The sequence below is a fragment of the Solidesulfovibrio carbinoliphilus subsp. oakridgensis genome (assembly GCF_000177215.2).
Lineage (GTDB): Bacteria > Desulfobacterota > Desulfovibrionia > Desulfovibrionales > Desulfovibrionaceae > Solidesulfovibrio > Solidesulfovibrio carbinoliphilus.
In genome coordinates this window covers 1,018,050-1,032,806 of sequence record NZ_CM001368.1, presented here as the reverse complement: position 1 = coordinate 1,032,806, position 14,757 = coordinate 1,018,050, and the positions used below count along the sequence as shown (strand labels likewise).

The following is a 14,757-nucleotide window of genomic DNA, read 5'->3' as shown; positions in this document are numbered from 1 at the left end:
TTGGCGAGGGGGCTTTGGGGGGGCGGCGGAGCGGGCCCGAAGCAATTTCTCCTCCCTGGCGACGGAGGGCGTTCAGACGGTACGCGTGGCGGTTTGATTGGACAACGGCGTCGTAACCAAAGGCTCCCATGAACTTCGACCCGTCCACCTTGGCCCCTTTGAAAGTTTTTTGGGGAAAGGGGCGCGGGGAAAACCCCTTTTTTTCAAAAAAGGGGTTTTCCCCGCTTCAAACACCATGAAACACGACGCAGGCGCGGTGGCGGCGGTCAAGGCCCGGGCCAACATCGCCGAAATAGTGGGCCGGTACGTGGCCCTGCGGCCGGTGGGCGGCCGGCTGGTCGGCCCCTGCCCGTTCCACCAGGAGACCAAGGGCTCCTTTAACGTCCATCCCGACAAGGGCTTTTTCCATTGTTTCGGCTGCCAGGCCTCGGGCGACGTCATTGATTTCTATTGCCGCATAAACGGCCTGGAATTTCGCGAGGGCCTGGAGCGGCTGGCCGCGGAAGTGGGCGTGGATCTGGGGCAGGCCCGGCGCGACCCCCGGCAGGCCGAGCGCAAGCGGGTCCGCGACGATTGCCTGGCCATGCACGAGCTGGCCGAACGGTATTACCGCCATGTCCTTGGCACGGCCGAGGGGACAGCGGCCCGGGAATACCTGACCCGGCGCCGGGTCAGCGCCGAAATGATCGAGCGCTTTGCCCTGGGGGTGAGTCCGGCCGGCTGGCAGGGCCTCCAAGGCGTGCTGCGCTCGCGGGGATTTTCCGACGACGGCGGCGTCCTGGCCGGGCTTTTGAGCCTTGGCAAAAACGGCCGGGTCTGGGACCGGTTCCGCGACCGGCTCATGTTTCCCATCCGCGACGGCGGCGGCCGGGTGGTGGCCTTCGGCGGCCGCACCATGGGCGACGGCGATCCCAAGTACTTAAACAGCGCCGAAACGCCGATCTACACCAAGGGGCAGCACCTCTACGGCCTCTACGAGGCCAGGCCGCACATCGCCAAGACGCGGCGGGCCTTTCTGACCGAAGGCTACCTCGACGTCATAACGCTGCATCAGTTCGGCTACGGCGAGGCCTGCGGTGTGCTCGGCACGGCCATGACCCTGGAGCAGGCCAAGCGGCTGGCCGGATTTTCGCCCCGGGTGGATCTGGTTTTTGACGGCGACGCGCCCGGGCGCAAGGCGGCCCTTCGCGCCGCCCAGATGCTGTTGACCCTTGGCGGCGGCTGCCGGGTGGTGCCGCTCCCCGACGGCGAGGACGTGGACAGCCTGCTCCATGCCAAGGGCCGCGACGGCTTCGAGGCTTGCCAGGCCCGGGCCGAGGACGGCTTGACGTTTTGCCTGCACACGGTGCGCGAGACGTATTCGCCCAAGGAAATGGCCGCCTGGGCCGTGGAATTTCTGGCCGGCCTTGGCGACGAGTCCTTGCGGGCGGTCTTTATTCCCCGCGTGGCCTCCGGGCTCGGGCTGGCCGAGATCGAGCTGCGCGGGTTTCTGGCCTCGGGGCAGGGACGACCCAGGCAGCCGGCCAAGCCTGCTTCCCCCCGGTCCGGGGTGCTGGAACTCAGTTCGCGCGACGCCCAGCTCCTTGCCTTTGCCGTGCGTTGCCCCCAATACGTGGCGGCGCTGGCCCGGGAAGGGGTGGCGGACATCCTTTCCACGGGCGGGGCCCGGGATTTTTTCGCCAAGCTGGCCGGGGGCGGCCCGGACGAGCTGGCCACGCGACTGGACGAGGCGCAGACGGCCTTCTGGGTCAGGACGCAGCTGGAGCCGGTCTTGAGCGAGGACGAAGCCTCGGCTTTTTTTGAGGAAATTTGTGTTTTTCTCCATGAGGCTCGAGAAAACGACCGGCGGCGGGCCATCATGGAGGCCATTCGCCGGGCCCAGGAACAGGGAGCCCACGAGGATGCCTTGCGGCTGCTCGGGGAACTCCAGGCCCTTTCCGGGAGGGATGATGAGTAATCTCAAAGAAATCCAACAGATCAAAAGCCTCATCGTCAAGGGCAAGCAGAAAGGCTTCCTCACGTTCGATGAGGTCAACAAGGCCCTGCCTTCGGAAGTCAACAATCCCGAGCAGCTCGAAGAGGTCATCGCCATCTTCGACCAGCTCGACATCAACCTGGTCGATACCGACAAGGACGGCCGCAAGATCGAGGTGGCCAGCACCGAGCCGGAAGAAACCCCGGACGCCGACCTGGAGCTGACCGAAAGCGAAGACACGCTCGATTATTCCTCGCGCAGCACCGATCCGGTCCGCATGTACCTGCGTGAGATGGGGGCCGTGCCGCTCCTTGACCGCGAGGGCGAGGTGGTCATCGCCAAGAAGATCGAAAACGGCGAAATGGACGTGCTCTACGCCCTGGTCGAAGTGCCGGTGGCCGTGGAGGAGCTCATCCAGGTGGGCGAGGACCTCAAGATCGGGCGCATCAAGCTCAAGGACGTGGTCAAGACCATTGAAGAGGATGATCCGTCCGAGGACGAGATGAACCAGCGCCAGCGGGTCATCTTCCTCCTCGACGAGGTCAAGGCGTCGTTTCGCAAGAAGCGCAAGATCTACAGCAAGCTCGACCAGTGCGCCTGCCTGGACCGCCGGGTCGCCGGCATCCAGAAGGAGATCATGGTCTTCAAGGAAGAGATCGTGGTCCGCCTGCGGGACATCAAGCTCGAAAAGACGCTCATTGACCGCATCATCGAGATCGTCGAGGACTACGTGCGGCAGATGCACAACTGCCAGCGCGACCTCTCGGCCTACATCCTGTCGGTCGGCAAGTCCCAGTCGGAAATCCAGGAGATGTTCGCCCAGCTCGACTCCCGGGACATCAATCCCGTGGTCGCGGCCGAGTCGCTCGGCCTGACCGTGGAGGAGCTCTTTTCGTTTAAGGAAATGCTTTCGGCCAAGATGGAGATCCTCGACCGCCTGCAGGAGAAGTGCTGCCACCACGTGCACGAACTGGAAGAGGTGCTGTGGCGCATCAAGCGCGGCAACACGGCCGCCCAGCGGGCCAAGCAGGAGCTCATCCGGGCCAACCTGCGGCTCGTCGTCTCCATTGCCAAGAAGTACACCAACCGCGGCCTGCAATTCCTCGACCTGATCCAGGAAGGCAATATCGGTCTCATGAAGGCCGTGGACAAGTTCGAGTACCAGCGCGGCTACAAGTTCTCGACCTACGCCACCTGGTGGATTCGGCAGGCCATAACGCGCGCCATTGCGGACCAGGCCCGGACCATCCGCATCCCGGTGCACATGATCGAGACCATAAACAAGCTCATTCGCACCTCGCGCTATCTGGTCCAGGAGCTTGGCCGCGATCCGACCCCGGAAGAGATCGCCGAGCGCATGGACTACCCGCTGGAGAAGGTCAAAAAGGTGCTCAAGATCGCCAAGGAGCCGATTTCGCTGGAAACGCCCATCGGCGACGAAGAGGATTCGAGCCTTGGCGACTTCATCGAGGACAAAAAGGCCCTGGCTCCGGCCGAGGAAGTGGTCAACACCAAGCTCGGCGAGCAGATCGGCAAGGTCCTTTCCGACCTGACTCCCCGCGAGGAGCAGGTCCTGCGCAAACGGTTCGGGCTTGGCGAGAAATCCGACCATACCCTCGAAGAGGTAGGCAAGCTTTTCAACGTCACCCGCGAGCGCATCCGCCAGATCGAGGCCAAGGCCCTGCGCAAGCTTCGCCATCCGGTACGCAGCCAGCACCTGCGCTCCTACTACGAAGGCTGATGCTCCCTCATTCCGAAACAGGACGGCGCAGGGCGGTGTGAAACCGCTTTCGCCGGACCATCGACAACGCCCCCGCCAAAAGCGGGGGCGTTGTCATTTCGAGGGCGGCCCGGCCAGGGATGCCGCCTTGCCGCTCTTGCGAAAGTCTTCCCTCCTCCAACGCGCCCTTTGTGTCGGCGAAAGTGAAAGCCGCGTTCCCAAGTTGCTGCGGATTTCCACAGAACCGAAGGGGCCGATCCCTGTCACCTGTACGGAGAAGCCTCCGGACCAAAACGGAAGAAGCCGGGCCTTGCGGTCCGGCTTCTTCACTGAAATTCTTGGTCTTTCGAAATCGTATGGGACCGTGTTGGAAGTTCTTTTGGGGCGGGGACAACCAAATTGATGGCATAACAGATTGATATTTTAGTATAAAAATGATTCTTGTTTTGTGTGTTATCCGGAAAGTTATACGGTTTGATGGAGTGCTGCCTCGCTGGGTTTGCCCACCAGCTACCTGAAGATAGCAGAGAAGCGCTACGGGCCTCGGCAGTACGGTAGGATGACAAGTCCCGCCCTCCCTGCTACCAGCCATCCCCATGGAATGGGTCATCACCGCAGCCCTGGCCGTGGGCGTCCTTGTCCTGGCCGCAGTCTTGGTCTTGAGGACCAAGCATCGCCCTGGCAGTGTCCACGGCGACTTCCGATTTGACAGCCATAAGACCGGCGAGTTGTCCAAGCGTGGGTTGTTCGACAAGACGAAATGGCGTTGATGCCAGACGCCATCCCAAGTAGGCCCGACAACGAAAAGGCGGCCCACCCCCAGCAGGGGACAGACCGCCAACCATGATCCACTTGCCGAGGCCCGACTACCAAGCAGGGCACCCATCACACTGACCTCTGCAATCCACAGCTTTGACTACCGCGAAGGTTCCCCAGGAATAGACCTCGCCAGCCCCGCCGGCTGCAAGGTTAGTTTCGTCGTTGGCTAATCCTACTACGTACCCGCCATCAAAAAGACCGCCTGAATCATCATGACATAACACCTTCCGCTGCCCATCAACAAAAAGCAAAGAAACCATTTGCATCGGTAGCACCTCACTTAAAATTATTGAATACGCTCTTAGCATGTTGCTCACCGCAGGTGCAAATTCGATAGCGAATAACAAGGCTCGTTGGCTTATTCGTTTTCGTTAGACCGCAATGTTAAACTTCCTCGCCACATGATGCCAATACACTGATTCTAATTCGGTAATTCTCAAACGAATACGGTCGAATGTGACTTGGTGCATACCCTTTGGCTTGCAAAGTATAGGGGTGGCCGTACCCGCCTTGACTCCGATTTTCTCGCGTAGCTTATTCGACCGTCGCAGCAACCGGGACGTGGCGTCCTCATTTTCGACCGAGTAGGCTACGTCATTGCAATGTCGGCATAGGAATCGTTGGCCGCCGTAGAGAACGGCCACGCGCTGGCCGCATCTGGGACATAGGAACCATATCCGCGTTCCCCCATAATGGCAGCTAGTCCGGTCCAATCCCACTACGTAGTCCATTTTTTTGCGATTATCGCCCTTGCCGCTGGTGTAAATGAGGCGGATAGAGTCCTTACTGGTAGCTATGCTGATACAGCCGGTGGGTTTATCCCCCCAAAACCATTCCCATGACAAAAATAGGCCCGGCCGCAAACAGTTCTTGCGGTGTAGCTGCCGCACATCCAAGCGCAGCATATGTTCCGCAATAGGCCGCCGGCCCGGCCGACCACTCCCAAAACCACCCACGGCAGCACCTCCCCAGGATTTCCCAAATCAAAAGTGAAATATCACCCGCTTCGGGTTATTCGATTGCGATTAAAAAGCATCCTGCACCGTTTTTTCAGCCGATTAAACGGTCCGCAGTGGTCTACGAGGCCATTAAAAGAAATTGAAGCGTTCTTTTTCTTCCTCGTCCGACAGTAGTCCGACCTCGGCCTTCGGGGCACCCACCAAATACCCGGCCAACCAAGCCCGTGCCCGGGGATCGCCCTCGCGGGCGTCAGAGACAGCCTTGGTCACGATCTCCTGCCACATATCGGGGGGACAGGCTGCATGGATGGCCCGCAGATAGGAGAGCTCTGTCTCTCGCGCCGGCCGTCCAGGGCCGCCAGGATTTCCCTTGGCAAACCGGCCTCGTGTGTCTTTTGTTATGGCCTTCATGGCCGCCTCCTTTTCCATCTGTCTGGTCGTTACTACCTGCCGCCGTGCCCACCACGCCAAAAGCAGCGCGTCGGCCCAACCTCGGGAGCGGGTGGGATGAAGGTAAGACGTTCATTCACAATTTTAAGGGGCTTCCCGATGAGCTTTAGGGCCGTCCTATTGCCCATCATCCATCCCCTTGAAATCGTCGTGGTCCAGTGAATCGCCAGCCGCAAGCCAAAGCGATTGCACCACCTGTTTCTGGCAGGCGGCCCACTTGGGCGGATAGATCGGCCACATGCTCCCACCGTCGCCCCTGGTGAACCGCAGCCCCTTGTGCTGGCTCATCACGTCCTTGATGATCCCCGCAACCTCGGCAGGGTCCAGGGCCGGCAACTTGTCCAGGCGGGCAGCAAGGTAGGGCTGGGCATCACCGAGAAGGGCCTCGGCGTAAGACACAAGGTCAGGGTGTAGCTCGGGCGGGTAGAGGACTAGGACACGACCACTAGCGGCGACCACGCGCAGACCGTAGAGCTTGGCGAAGTCGGCCAAGTCAAATGCCCCCCACCAGCTTTCAAAGTCTGGTCCATCATCGGCAGGAGGTCCGGGCAACCACTCCAGCCCAGTAGAGGGGCCGGGGGCCGAAGCCCCCGACAGTTCGCGCACCAGTTCTTCCCGATGCTCACGCGCCACATTGAGAACGCGCTCGGCCACATCGGACGGCAGGCGGTCCAAACCGGCCAGCTTCACCTTGCCGTCCACCAGAGCCAGAGCCACGCCCGTAGCCTTGATGACCTCAGCCGCGCTCATATCTCCACCTCGGCCGGGCCGGTCCATAGACCGCTATTTTCTGCACCCCCTGGCGAATTTAGCGAATTTAGCGAATTATCTTCCCCGGCATCACAGCCTGACTGAGTAATTTCGCATAATTCGCTTTTTTCGCTTAGGGCGTATTTTTTTCGCGGTTTACCGGCGGTCTTCTCTTCGGTCTGAATGATCCGCCCGGAGGCCACAAAGGATTGCAGCGCGTCCTTGATCGTGTCCTTGGTGGCATGGTTTCCCATAACCCGGTGCAGGTCGGTTGTCGTCAAGGGGCCATTTTTGAGCGCGACCAGTATCTTGTCTGCTATCGGGCTGGATTCGCGGCCACCGAAGACGTACAGGGCCGAGGTCTTGCAGTAGTCCCAAAAAGCCAGCCCTGCCCGGAGATGCGGCTCCCCTATCATATTTTGCCCGTCCAACAGCGCATATACCAGGGCCAGCCGTAACGCCTGGGCTTCGCCTCGGTTGATGATGCACCCCGCAAGCCCCGGATGGTCCTTGGACAAATCGGAATAGACCATCCGCCACATTTCACGGGCTTGTGCGTCAAGGTTCACCACGCCGCACTCATGCGCCAGGGCCACCACATTGAACAAGTCATGGCGAATTGCCGAAAGCTCGTCTTCGGGCATCCTGGCGGGGAAAGGGACTTCTCTCTGCCGCCGGGCACAAACCCACAGGAATCGGTTGCCGAAGCCGTTAAATGCCTGCACATCGTCCAGCAGGGCGGTCAATTCGTGCGTTGTGATATGCGTGACGATGCAGACGTGTGCTCCCGTGGCCTTCGTGCGCTCTCGCTTAACCAGGGGAGAATAATCCCCGGAATCCCAAAAGCACCGGATGGCTGTAGAGAGCGTATTCCCTTCGCGCTTTGTGCATTGGAGCGCAGCGGCAAACTCTTCGTCGGAGACGAACAGGCGCTTGTCTTCAACTCCAGGGTCAACGGTGGACCATTCGCCGGCTTTTGTCTTTTTATCGACTACCCACTCTTGACGGGCGTCACGTACGGCGAAAGCAAGGCCTTCTCCCGTAGACAAGGGGCCATTGCTCGTGCTGGCAGGGGAATAGGTGGACAACAGGGCGGCGGGAACGGCCGAGAAGTCGAACAGGATTTTCACCGGCCCGGCCGAAGTGCCTTTTCTTGCTTTTGAGGATGCGCCAATGATGGCCGTGAATAGACGAGAATAGTGCTTCGTCTCACCCACGTACAGGATTGGTCCCTTCCCTGACTCCCGCCCGTAGACCTCGGCCCCAAAGCGGGTAAGGAAGGTCGCCAGCACGGCGGCGGGATCGGCCTCCGATGCCCTGGTGGCAAGCTCCACAAAAGCCCCTGTGATTCCGGGTAACGCTTCCCGCGATAGAGAGGGCCAAGGGCGTATCTCCGGCTCCCATTCATCGGCCTGGGAGACGTTGGCCCGTTGGCTGCCATTGTTTAGGTGTCGTGGCCTTGACGTATCAAAGAGTGAATCACTTCCGCTTATGACGCGACGAGCTTCGGCCCATGTACGGCCTTGGCAAGAATTATGATAACATTGGTAAAATAGCTTACCATCAGCGCATTGCCCTATTGCCGCCTCTCCACCAGCATGATCCGCGTTGAACACGCATGGGTCTATGACATACAAAGTTGACGTGCCGTGCTGTTTGATCGCCTTGATTGTGACGCCATATTTGCCACAGTACGTTTCTACGTCGAGTTTTTGGTTGTCGCCATCGTGCCGCCGCTCTCGCGGCTCCCTGGCCGGCGGCTTGGCGTCGTTGACCTCAGCAGCCAAGGCTTCGAGCAGTTCACGCGGAACCGGCAGGGGATCGGCAGGAATATGAAGCATGGCGGATCGGCGGTGCGGCCGGTCGGCGGTATCATCTCCCTTACGGGCCATCGTGCCCCAGAGCTTGACCAAGCGGGCGGGATTGAAAACGCTCTGATCCACCTTCACGCCGTCTGTGTTGTCGGCGACCGCCCCAATGAGTCCATTTGATGATCACCTAATGGAGCCACGGAGTGCTCGCCTAATGGAGCCATTTGATGATCAGGCAATGGAGCCATTCCGTGATCACCTAATGGAGCCAATTCAGCTGTAGGCGACCGGGTTTCGGACCTTCGAGACGCCGCGTACTCCTTCCCCGATTCACAAAGGGGAGGAGCGCGGGATGTCCAATCGGAGGTTCGAGATGTACGAGTATCGTCATGCCCTTGTTCGGATGCGCCTTGGCGAGTCCGACAGGCAGATCACAAAGACCGGACTGATGGGGCGCAGAAAACTGGCCCACGTCCGTCTGACCGCCGAGTCGCAGGGCTGGCTCAATCCTGCGGCGTCCTTACCCACTGACGCGGCCTTGTCATCGTTCTTTGCAGGCCGGGCAACGAATCAGCCGTCCACATCCAGCATCATCCCCTTCCAAGACGACGTCCGGGACTGGGTCAAACAGGGCATCGCCGGCTGTACTATTCACCAAGCCCTGATTCGCAAGTACGGTTTCACGGGCGCGTATTCCAGCGTCAGGCGCTTCATCGCCAAGATAAAGGAAGTCACTCCGGTGGCTACTGTGATGCTGGATTTTGCTCCAGGCGATGCGGTGCAGGTGGATTTTGGTGCCGGCCCCGAGATTACTGACGCTTTTACGGGTGAAGTTATCAAGACGCATTTCTTCGTGATGACACTGGCTTGGAGCCGACATCAGTACGCGGAGATCGTGCGTGACCAAAAGATCGAGACTTGGCTTGGCTGTCACCGCCGGGCCTTCGAGTTTTTCGGCGGCGTCCCGGCCAGGGTCATCATCGACAATCCCAAATGCGCCATCACCAAGGCCTGCTACCACGATCCCGAGGTGCAGCGATCCTATGCCGCCTTCGCCGAGGGTTGCGACTTTCTGGTTTCACCTTGCCCACCACGCGATCCACAGAAAAAAGGCCGAGTGGAATCCGGCGTCAAGTATATCAAGAACAACTTCATGCCGTTACGTGACTTCCGCAGCCTGCGGGATGCCAATGAGCAGTTGCGAGACTGGGTCATGGGAATAGCTGGCAACCGCATCCATGGGACCACCAAGGAGCAACCCTTGGCGCTGTTTGCCGAGACGGAAAAGCACATTCTACGCCCTCTGCCGGACGTGCCGTTGGAGCTGGCCGTCTGGGCCAAGGTGAAGCTGCACGGCAACTGCCACGTTGAGTTCCGCCGCTGCTACTACTCCGCTCCGCACCGTCTGGTGCGTCAAACCCTGTGGCTGCGCGCCACGGAAACAACCGTCCAGATCTTCCACGACAACGAACTGGTCGCCATCCACTCTCGGCTGTCACGGCCGGGGAGCAAAGCCACTGTCCAGGAGCATCAGCCGCCTGAAGCCCAAGCCTACATCATGCACGATCCGCAATGGTGTCTGGCCCAGGCTGAGAAGGTCGGCCTGGCCTGTCGGGAATGCATCGACGCGCTGTTTGCCCACAAGGTCCTGGACAATCTCCGGGCCGCCCAAGGAACACTCCAGCTCAAGAAGAAGTATGGAGCTAAACGCCTGGAAGCCGCCTGCCGCCGCGCCATGGACCATCACGATCCCCGCTACAACACCGTCAAACGTATCCTGGAAAAAGGCCTGGATGTCCTGCCGCGTCCCGTTTTCCATGAGGAGGTGAAAGAGGTCTACAGAGGAAAGTCGAAATATTGCCGTGAATTGCGAGGAATACTACAATGAAGAGGAGGAACTCATGAACCCTATGCCAGCGCTCGAACCCGCGCTCAAGCAACTCCGTCTCTCCGGCATCCTGGATTCCATGGAGGTCCGCAACAAACAAGCCATCGAGGACGGCCTGTCACACGTGGAGTTCCTGGCCATGCTGATCCAGGACGAGGTGGCCCGCCGGGAACAGAAGAAGTTCTCACTGCGTGTCCGCCGTGCCGGTTTTCGCAGCGAAAAGACCTTGGAAAGCTTCGACTTCAGCTACAATCCGTCCGTCAATAAGGCGCTGATCCTGGACTTGGCCACCTGCCGCTTTCTGGAGGAAAAGGCCCCGGTGCTCATCGTCGGTCCCTGCGGCACTGGCAAGAGCCATACCGCCCAGGCCCTTGGCCATGCCGCCGCCAGAAACGGCTACGAGGTGCTCTTTACGCCTATCGGCAAGCTCCTGGGGATGCTCCAAGCGGCTAAGGCGACCAACACCTATGACAGAAAATTGTCCACCCTGGCCAAGACGGACCTGCTCATCATCGACGACTTCGGTTTGAAACCCTTTAAATCCTCTGAGGATGAGGATTTTCACGACCTGATCGCCGAGCGCTATGAGCGCTGCGCAACGGTCATCACCAGCAACCTGGACTTCGCCGAATGGGGGGAGGCTTTCAACAATAAACTGCTGGGGGCGGCGACCTTGGACCGGATTAGGCATGGAGCCTACAAGGTCATTCTTGAAGGAAGGAGCTATCGAAGCTCCCGAGAGGAAGCGGCGCTCAAAAACCTCATTGCCGGTGCGGAGGAAAACACCTAACTTTTCGATGCGTCCGAACCCCGGAATCGCCACCCAAGGTGGCTCCATTAGGGGTGAACATCGCTGGCTCCATTAGGGCGGTCAATGACATGTGTCGAATCGAGCGGCCAGGGCGCGGAGAATGCCTTTAATCAGGGCCACGTTCTCGGACGTGTTCGCCAAGCTGATCTTGTAAACAAGATGGTCGCCATTCCCGGAATCGGCGCACAGGGGATCGGGCCACCCCAGCCCCCGCAGGAAGGCATAGATAGCCCTGGACATTTCCCGGGCCTTGGTCCTTTCGGCCTCGGTTGCTGAAATGCCCGCCGGGCGCACAGGGTCGGCATCAAGCAGGAGATTGCACAGGGCCACCATTTCGCTGTCTTGAGTCCGGTTCACACCGGCCTTCAAGCGATGGTCAGCCCGGCCGAGCAGTGCGGGAGACGTGGGGTTTAGAGTGACGTAGATGCCCTCAGGGCGGGCCTCGGCATCCAATATGGCGGCCAACATGGCGGCCTTTTCCTGATCCGAAAACCAACCGGCGACGATAGGCTTCTTGCCCCCGGCAAAGTCGTTATCCCACAACCGGTGCTTTTTGATTCTAGGGCCGATGCCGCATAGTTCAAAAGTAGAACGGGCAGGGTAAAGGAAGGCCAGAGCGCGTACAGCGTCAGGAACAGACATTCCCTCGGCACCATTTTGCATTTGCTGCTTCGTCGCAGAGACAGCCAGAGCCGAAGGTGTTTGGGGCGTGGCCTCGCTGGTGCTACAATCAATGCGAGTCATTCCGCCCCCTTCATGCCCCGATAGAGGTACAGGGCGACACGGTGGGGCTTACCTTCAGACGTGAAGTCATCGGTCGGTACCGTGTCAATCAAATGCCCGCGTGCGCGAAGCTCCAAAACCCGTGCAGCAGGGTGAAGGATATCGTATTCCCGACGCGCTTTGAGGGTCGAAACAGGGCCTTTGTGCAAGGCGGCCAGCATCCTGGACCGTTGGGCCGAGGCGGAATTGTCGTTGAAGTCGGCGGAATTGTTATGTACAAGGGTCTTGTCACCATCTTCATTCGAGTTTTTTGCGAAGCCCGGCCCCCCAGCCGGGTTTTGCTTTTTCTGGGTACTACTCATGGGTAGCCCCCTTGCCGGCCACCAGCCGATCCACCAAATCGTCAACGACGGACTCAGGCCATGCCACGGCGCGCCCCCCCAACTTTACGGGCTTAGGGAACACGCCTTGGCGGACCAGATCGAGGAAGCGGCTACGTTTGTAGCCTATGCGGTCAAGGACGGCAGGGAGACGAAGAAGACGTTCGGGCTTGTGAAGATCGTTTTGCAACTGACCATTCTCCTTTTGGGAGTGACCACCCACGCGGGGAGACTCGCGGTTGCGGGGTGGAATAGTCAGTAAAAACCAAAAAAAGCCGAGAATGAAAAAGAACCAGAAAATTTCTGCGGTTCTGGGAACCAGACCTTACCTTTTGGTTCCTCTTTTGGTGAAGGGGAGGACCTCCTCGGCCACGACACACGCCTCCGTCCGGCGACGGTAAAAACGGATGTCCGTGTCTTCAATCTCTGTAATTCCGAGCTGTGTGAGGTAGTTATGTTTATGTAGTTCAGCAATAGCCTGCTTAATTGCTCCGCGTTTACCTCCAAGTTCTTTTACTCGATCCCAAAGCCATAGACCTATTGCCCTGACTATGTCTCTATTTTCTTTCTGGAAATCATGAATTGATATGTTCCTGCTTTTAATAAAAGCTTCCTCCCTTGAACGACTATCACTTTCAAATAGACATCTAATATCAGCCAAGACTATTTCTATGTTTGTTGATTTGTTTATTGCAATCAAATGACAATAATTTTCAACATAATCAGTTAAATTCTCGCAAATAGGATTGCCCTCGTCGTCGTAATCAATAGGTCTATCTCCTTTGTCATTTAAATATGATGAATCAAGCTCTATAATTGATTCATTACTCATGCAATCTGGATAATAATACACAAATTTATCGCTAATTATTCCTTCTATGATGCGAGATGGCGTGATATTTAGACTGTATTCTCTTTCGAACTTCTTGATATTATCTCTGTATTGTTGTTCGTATGGGTTAAAATCAATCCTCAAACCACATTGTTTGTGTCTTTTGATGTATTGCCAACGCCAAAAAAAATAAAAGTCAACTACGCTCTTCCCCTGCAGCATGTGCATATTCCAGGCCCCATCGGCTTCTCCCTATGTTGAATCCCCGCCCAGGCCGGTAGGGTTCCGGCTTTTCAGGAGCTACCCTAGGGCGGGGAGATGTCGTCTACTCGCCAGCTGCCGCGTGAATCGGCGTCACCTTCGCCCCGGCCTGGAGCTTTTCCAGGTAATCCGCCCATGCCTGCATCATGCGGCGGCGCTCGGGCAGAAATTCGGCAAAGTTGTAGGCGGCCCGGATAGAGTTGCGTTCGGCGTGGGCAAGCTGCCGTTCGATGGCGTCCCTGTTCCAGCCCATTTCATTGAGCAGGGTAGAAGCCATACTGCGGAACCCGTGGCCGGTCATTTCGTCCTTGGCATAGCCCAGGCGGCGTAGGGCGGCGTTGACCGTATTTTCCGACATGGGCCTTGCCGAGGTCCGCACGGACGGGAACAGATAGCGCCCGGCCCCGGTCAGGGGATGCAGTTCACGCATGATGGCGATGGCCTGCCGGCAGAGGGGGACAATGTGCTGTTCCCTCATTTTCATCTTGGCGGCCGGGATGCGCCATTCTGCCTTGTCGAAGTCAATCTCCGACCATTCCGCATGGCGCAGTTCGCCAGGGCGCACGAACAGCATAGGGGCCAGCCGCAACGCGCTCATGGTCACGAAAGAGCCTTGGTATGTCTCGATGATCCGCAGGAGGGCGGCAACGTCCTTGGGGTCGGTGACGCTGGCGTGGTGCTTTTCCTTGGAAGGGGGGATGGCTCCCCGGAGGTCGGCGGAAATGTCGCGTTCGGCATGACCAGACGCCACAGCATAGCGGAAGACTTGCCCGCAATTCTGCATGGTGCGGTGGGCTGTCTCAATGGCTCCACGAGCTTCGATGCGGCGGATGGTGGTCAGCAGTTCGGGGGCCAGGATGTCGCGGATGGGGCGCTCCCCGATCCAGGGGAAAACGTCCATCTCAAAGCGGCGAATGGTCCGGTCGGCATGGGAGTCGGTCCAGTTCTCCTTGAACTTTGAGAACCATTCCCGCGCCACCTTCTCGAAGGTCACAGCGACGGCGGCGATGCCGGCTTTCTCTTCCTTCCGGGTCTGGCTCGGGTCAATGCCGTTGGCGATGAGCTTGCGGGCTTCGTCTCGCCGCTCCCTGGCATCCTTGAGGGAAGTATCTGGATAGGTACCCAGGGAAATGAGTCGTTCCTTACCGGATATCCAGTAACGCAGACGCCACCACTTCCCACCCTTGGGGCTGATTTCCAGATGCAACCCGCGTTCGTCCTTGAGGCGGATCGTCTTCGGGCCGGGCTTGGCGTTCCTTACGGCAACATCGGTCAGAGCCATGCGGATAACCTCCGGAGGCAGGCGGGGCCATAGTTTCTCGCCGGATATCCGGTTTTCCGGGCGGTCGCGCTTTGCCTATCCGGTTAGCTATCCGGT

The 14,757-nt window shown here is 58.8% G+C and carries 13 protein-coding genes; 5 read left to right on the top strand and 8 right to left on the bottom strand.

From position 1 onward, the window contains the following. Positions 1–235: 235 nt before the first annotated feature. Positions 236–1,957 (top strand): DNA primase, encoded by a 1,722-nt coding sequence (gene dnaG, locus DFW101_RS04595; RefSeq protein ID WP_009180357.1) that lies wholly within the window; start codon positions 236–238, stop codon positions 1,955–1,957. Next, positions 1,950–3,716, top strand: a complete 1,767-nt coding sequence (gene rpoD / locus DFW101_RS04590; protein ID WP_009180356.1) for an RNA polymerase sigma factor RpoD — start codon at positions 1,950–1,952, stop codon at positions 3,714–3,716. Before dnaG ends, rpoD begins: the two co-directional genes overlap by 8 nt. A 1,886-nt stretch (positions 3,717–5,602) precedes the next feature. Here rpoD and DFW101_RS04585 read toward each other — a convergent pair. The 3 genes from DFW101_RS04585 to DFW101_RS04575 form a co-directional block, all read right to left on the bottom strand. Continuing rightward, on the bottom strand, positions 5,603–5,884 hold the full coding sequence (locus tag DFW101_RS04585) for a hypothetical protein (RefSeq protein WP_009180353.1): 282 nt from the start codon (positions 5,882–5,884) through the stop codon (positions 5,603–5,605). A 156-nt stretch (positions 5,885–6,040) separates the two neighbouring features. Next, a complete protein-coding gene (locus DFW101_RS04580; protein ID WP_009180352.1) occupies positions 6,041–6,673 on the bottom strand; it encodes a hypothetical protein in 633 nt (210 codons plus the stop codon). After that, positions 6,670–8,514 (bottom strand): hypothetical protein, encoded by a 1,845-nt coding sequence (locus DFW101_RS04575; RefSeq protein WP_157137618.1) that lies wholly within the window; start codon positions 8,512–8,514, stop codon positions 6,670–6,672. Before DFW101_RS04575 ends, DFW101_RS04580 begins: the two co-directional genes overlap by 4 nt. Before the next feature lie 343 nt (positions 8,515–8,857). Between DFW101_RS04575 and istA the strand changes: the two genes are divergently transcribed. Then, positions 8,858–10,372: an IS21 family transposase gene (gene istA, locus DFW101_RS04570; RefSeq protein ID WP_232285950.1), complete on the top strand. Its 1,515-nt coding sequence runs from the start codon at positions 8,858–8,860 to the stop codon at positions 10,370–10,372. 13 nt (positions 10,373–10,385) lie between these two features. Next, positions 10,386–11,162 carry an IS21-like element helper ATPase IstB gene (gene istB, locus DFW101_RS04565; protein ID WP_009180350.1) on the top strand — a complete coding sequence of 259 codons (777 nt, stop codon included), beginning with the start codon at positions 10,386–10,388 and terminating at the stop codon, positions 11,160–11,162. Positions 11,163–11,243: 81 nt separating this feature from the next. Here the strand turns inward: istB and DFW101_RS18620 are convergent, their stop codons facing one another. Genes DFW101_RS18620 through DFW101_RS18900 form a run of 3 tightly spaced genes read right to left on the bottom strand, consistent with a single transcriptional unit; the run spans position 11,244 to position 12,416 of the window. Then, positions 11,244–11,927 carry a hypothetical protein gene (locus tag DFW101_RS18620; RefSeq protein WP_050805025.1) on the bottom strand — a complete coding sequence of 228 codons (684 nt, stop codon included), beginning with the start codon at positions 11,925–11,927 and terminating at the stop codon, positions 11,244–11,246. Further along, on the bottom strand, positions 11,924–12,268 hold the full coding sequence (locus tag DFW101_RS18905) for a helix-turn-helix domain-containing protein (RefSeq protein WP_009180349.1): 345 nt from the start codon (positions 12,266–12,268) through the stop codon (positions 11,924–11,926). The genes DFW101_RS18620 and DFW101_RS18905 overlap by 4 nt, the downstream gene beginning before the upstream one ends. Then, positions 12,261–12,416: a helix-turn-helix transcriptional regulator gene (locus DFW101_RS18900; RefSeq protein ID WP_232286219.1), complete on the bottom strand. Its 156-nt coding sequence runs from the start codon at positions 12,414–12,416 to the stop codon at positions 12,261–12,263. The genes DFW101_RS18905 and DFW101_RS18900 overlap by 8 nt, the downstream gene beginning before the upstream one ends. Between DFW101_RS18900 and DFW101_RS19885 the strand changes: the two genes are divergently transcribed. Further along, positions 12,375–12,548 (top strand): hypothetical protein, encoded by a 174-nt coding sequence (locus DFW101_RS19885; protein WP_232286248.1) that lies wholly within the window; start codon positions 12,375–12,377, stop codon positions 12,546–12,548. The two genes, DFW101_RS18900 and DFW101_RS19885, sit on opposite strands and share 42 nt — an antisense overlap. 63 nt (positions 12,549–12,611) lie before the next feature. Here DFW101_RS19885 and DFW101_RS19410 read toward each other — a convergent pair whose 3' ends face one another. Together DFW101_RS19410 and DFW101_RS04545 are read right to left on the bottom strand one after the other, a co-directional pair. Continuing rightward, the gene (locus DFW101_RS19410) at positions 12,612–13,346 is read right to left on the bottom strand and encodes a hypothetical protein (protein ID WP_157137617.1); all 735 of its coding nucleotides are present in this window, start codon (positions 13,344–13,346) and stop codon (positions 12,612–12,614) included. 97 nt (positions 13,347–13,443) lie between these two features. Next, positions 13,444–14,661, bottom strand: a complete 1,218-nt coding sequence (locus DFW101_RS04545; RefSeq protein WP_009180346.1) for a tyrosine-type recombinase/integrase — start codon at positions 14,659–14,661, stop codon at positions 13,444–13,446. Between the last annotated feature and the right edge of the window lie 96 nt (positions 14,662–14,757).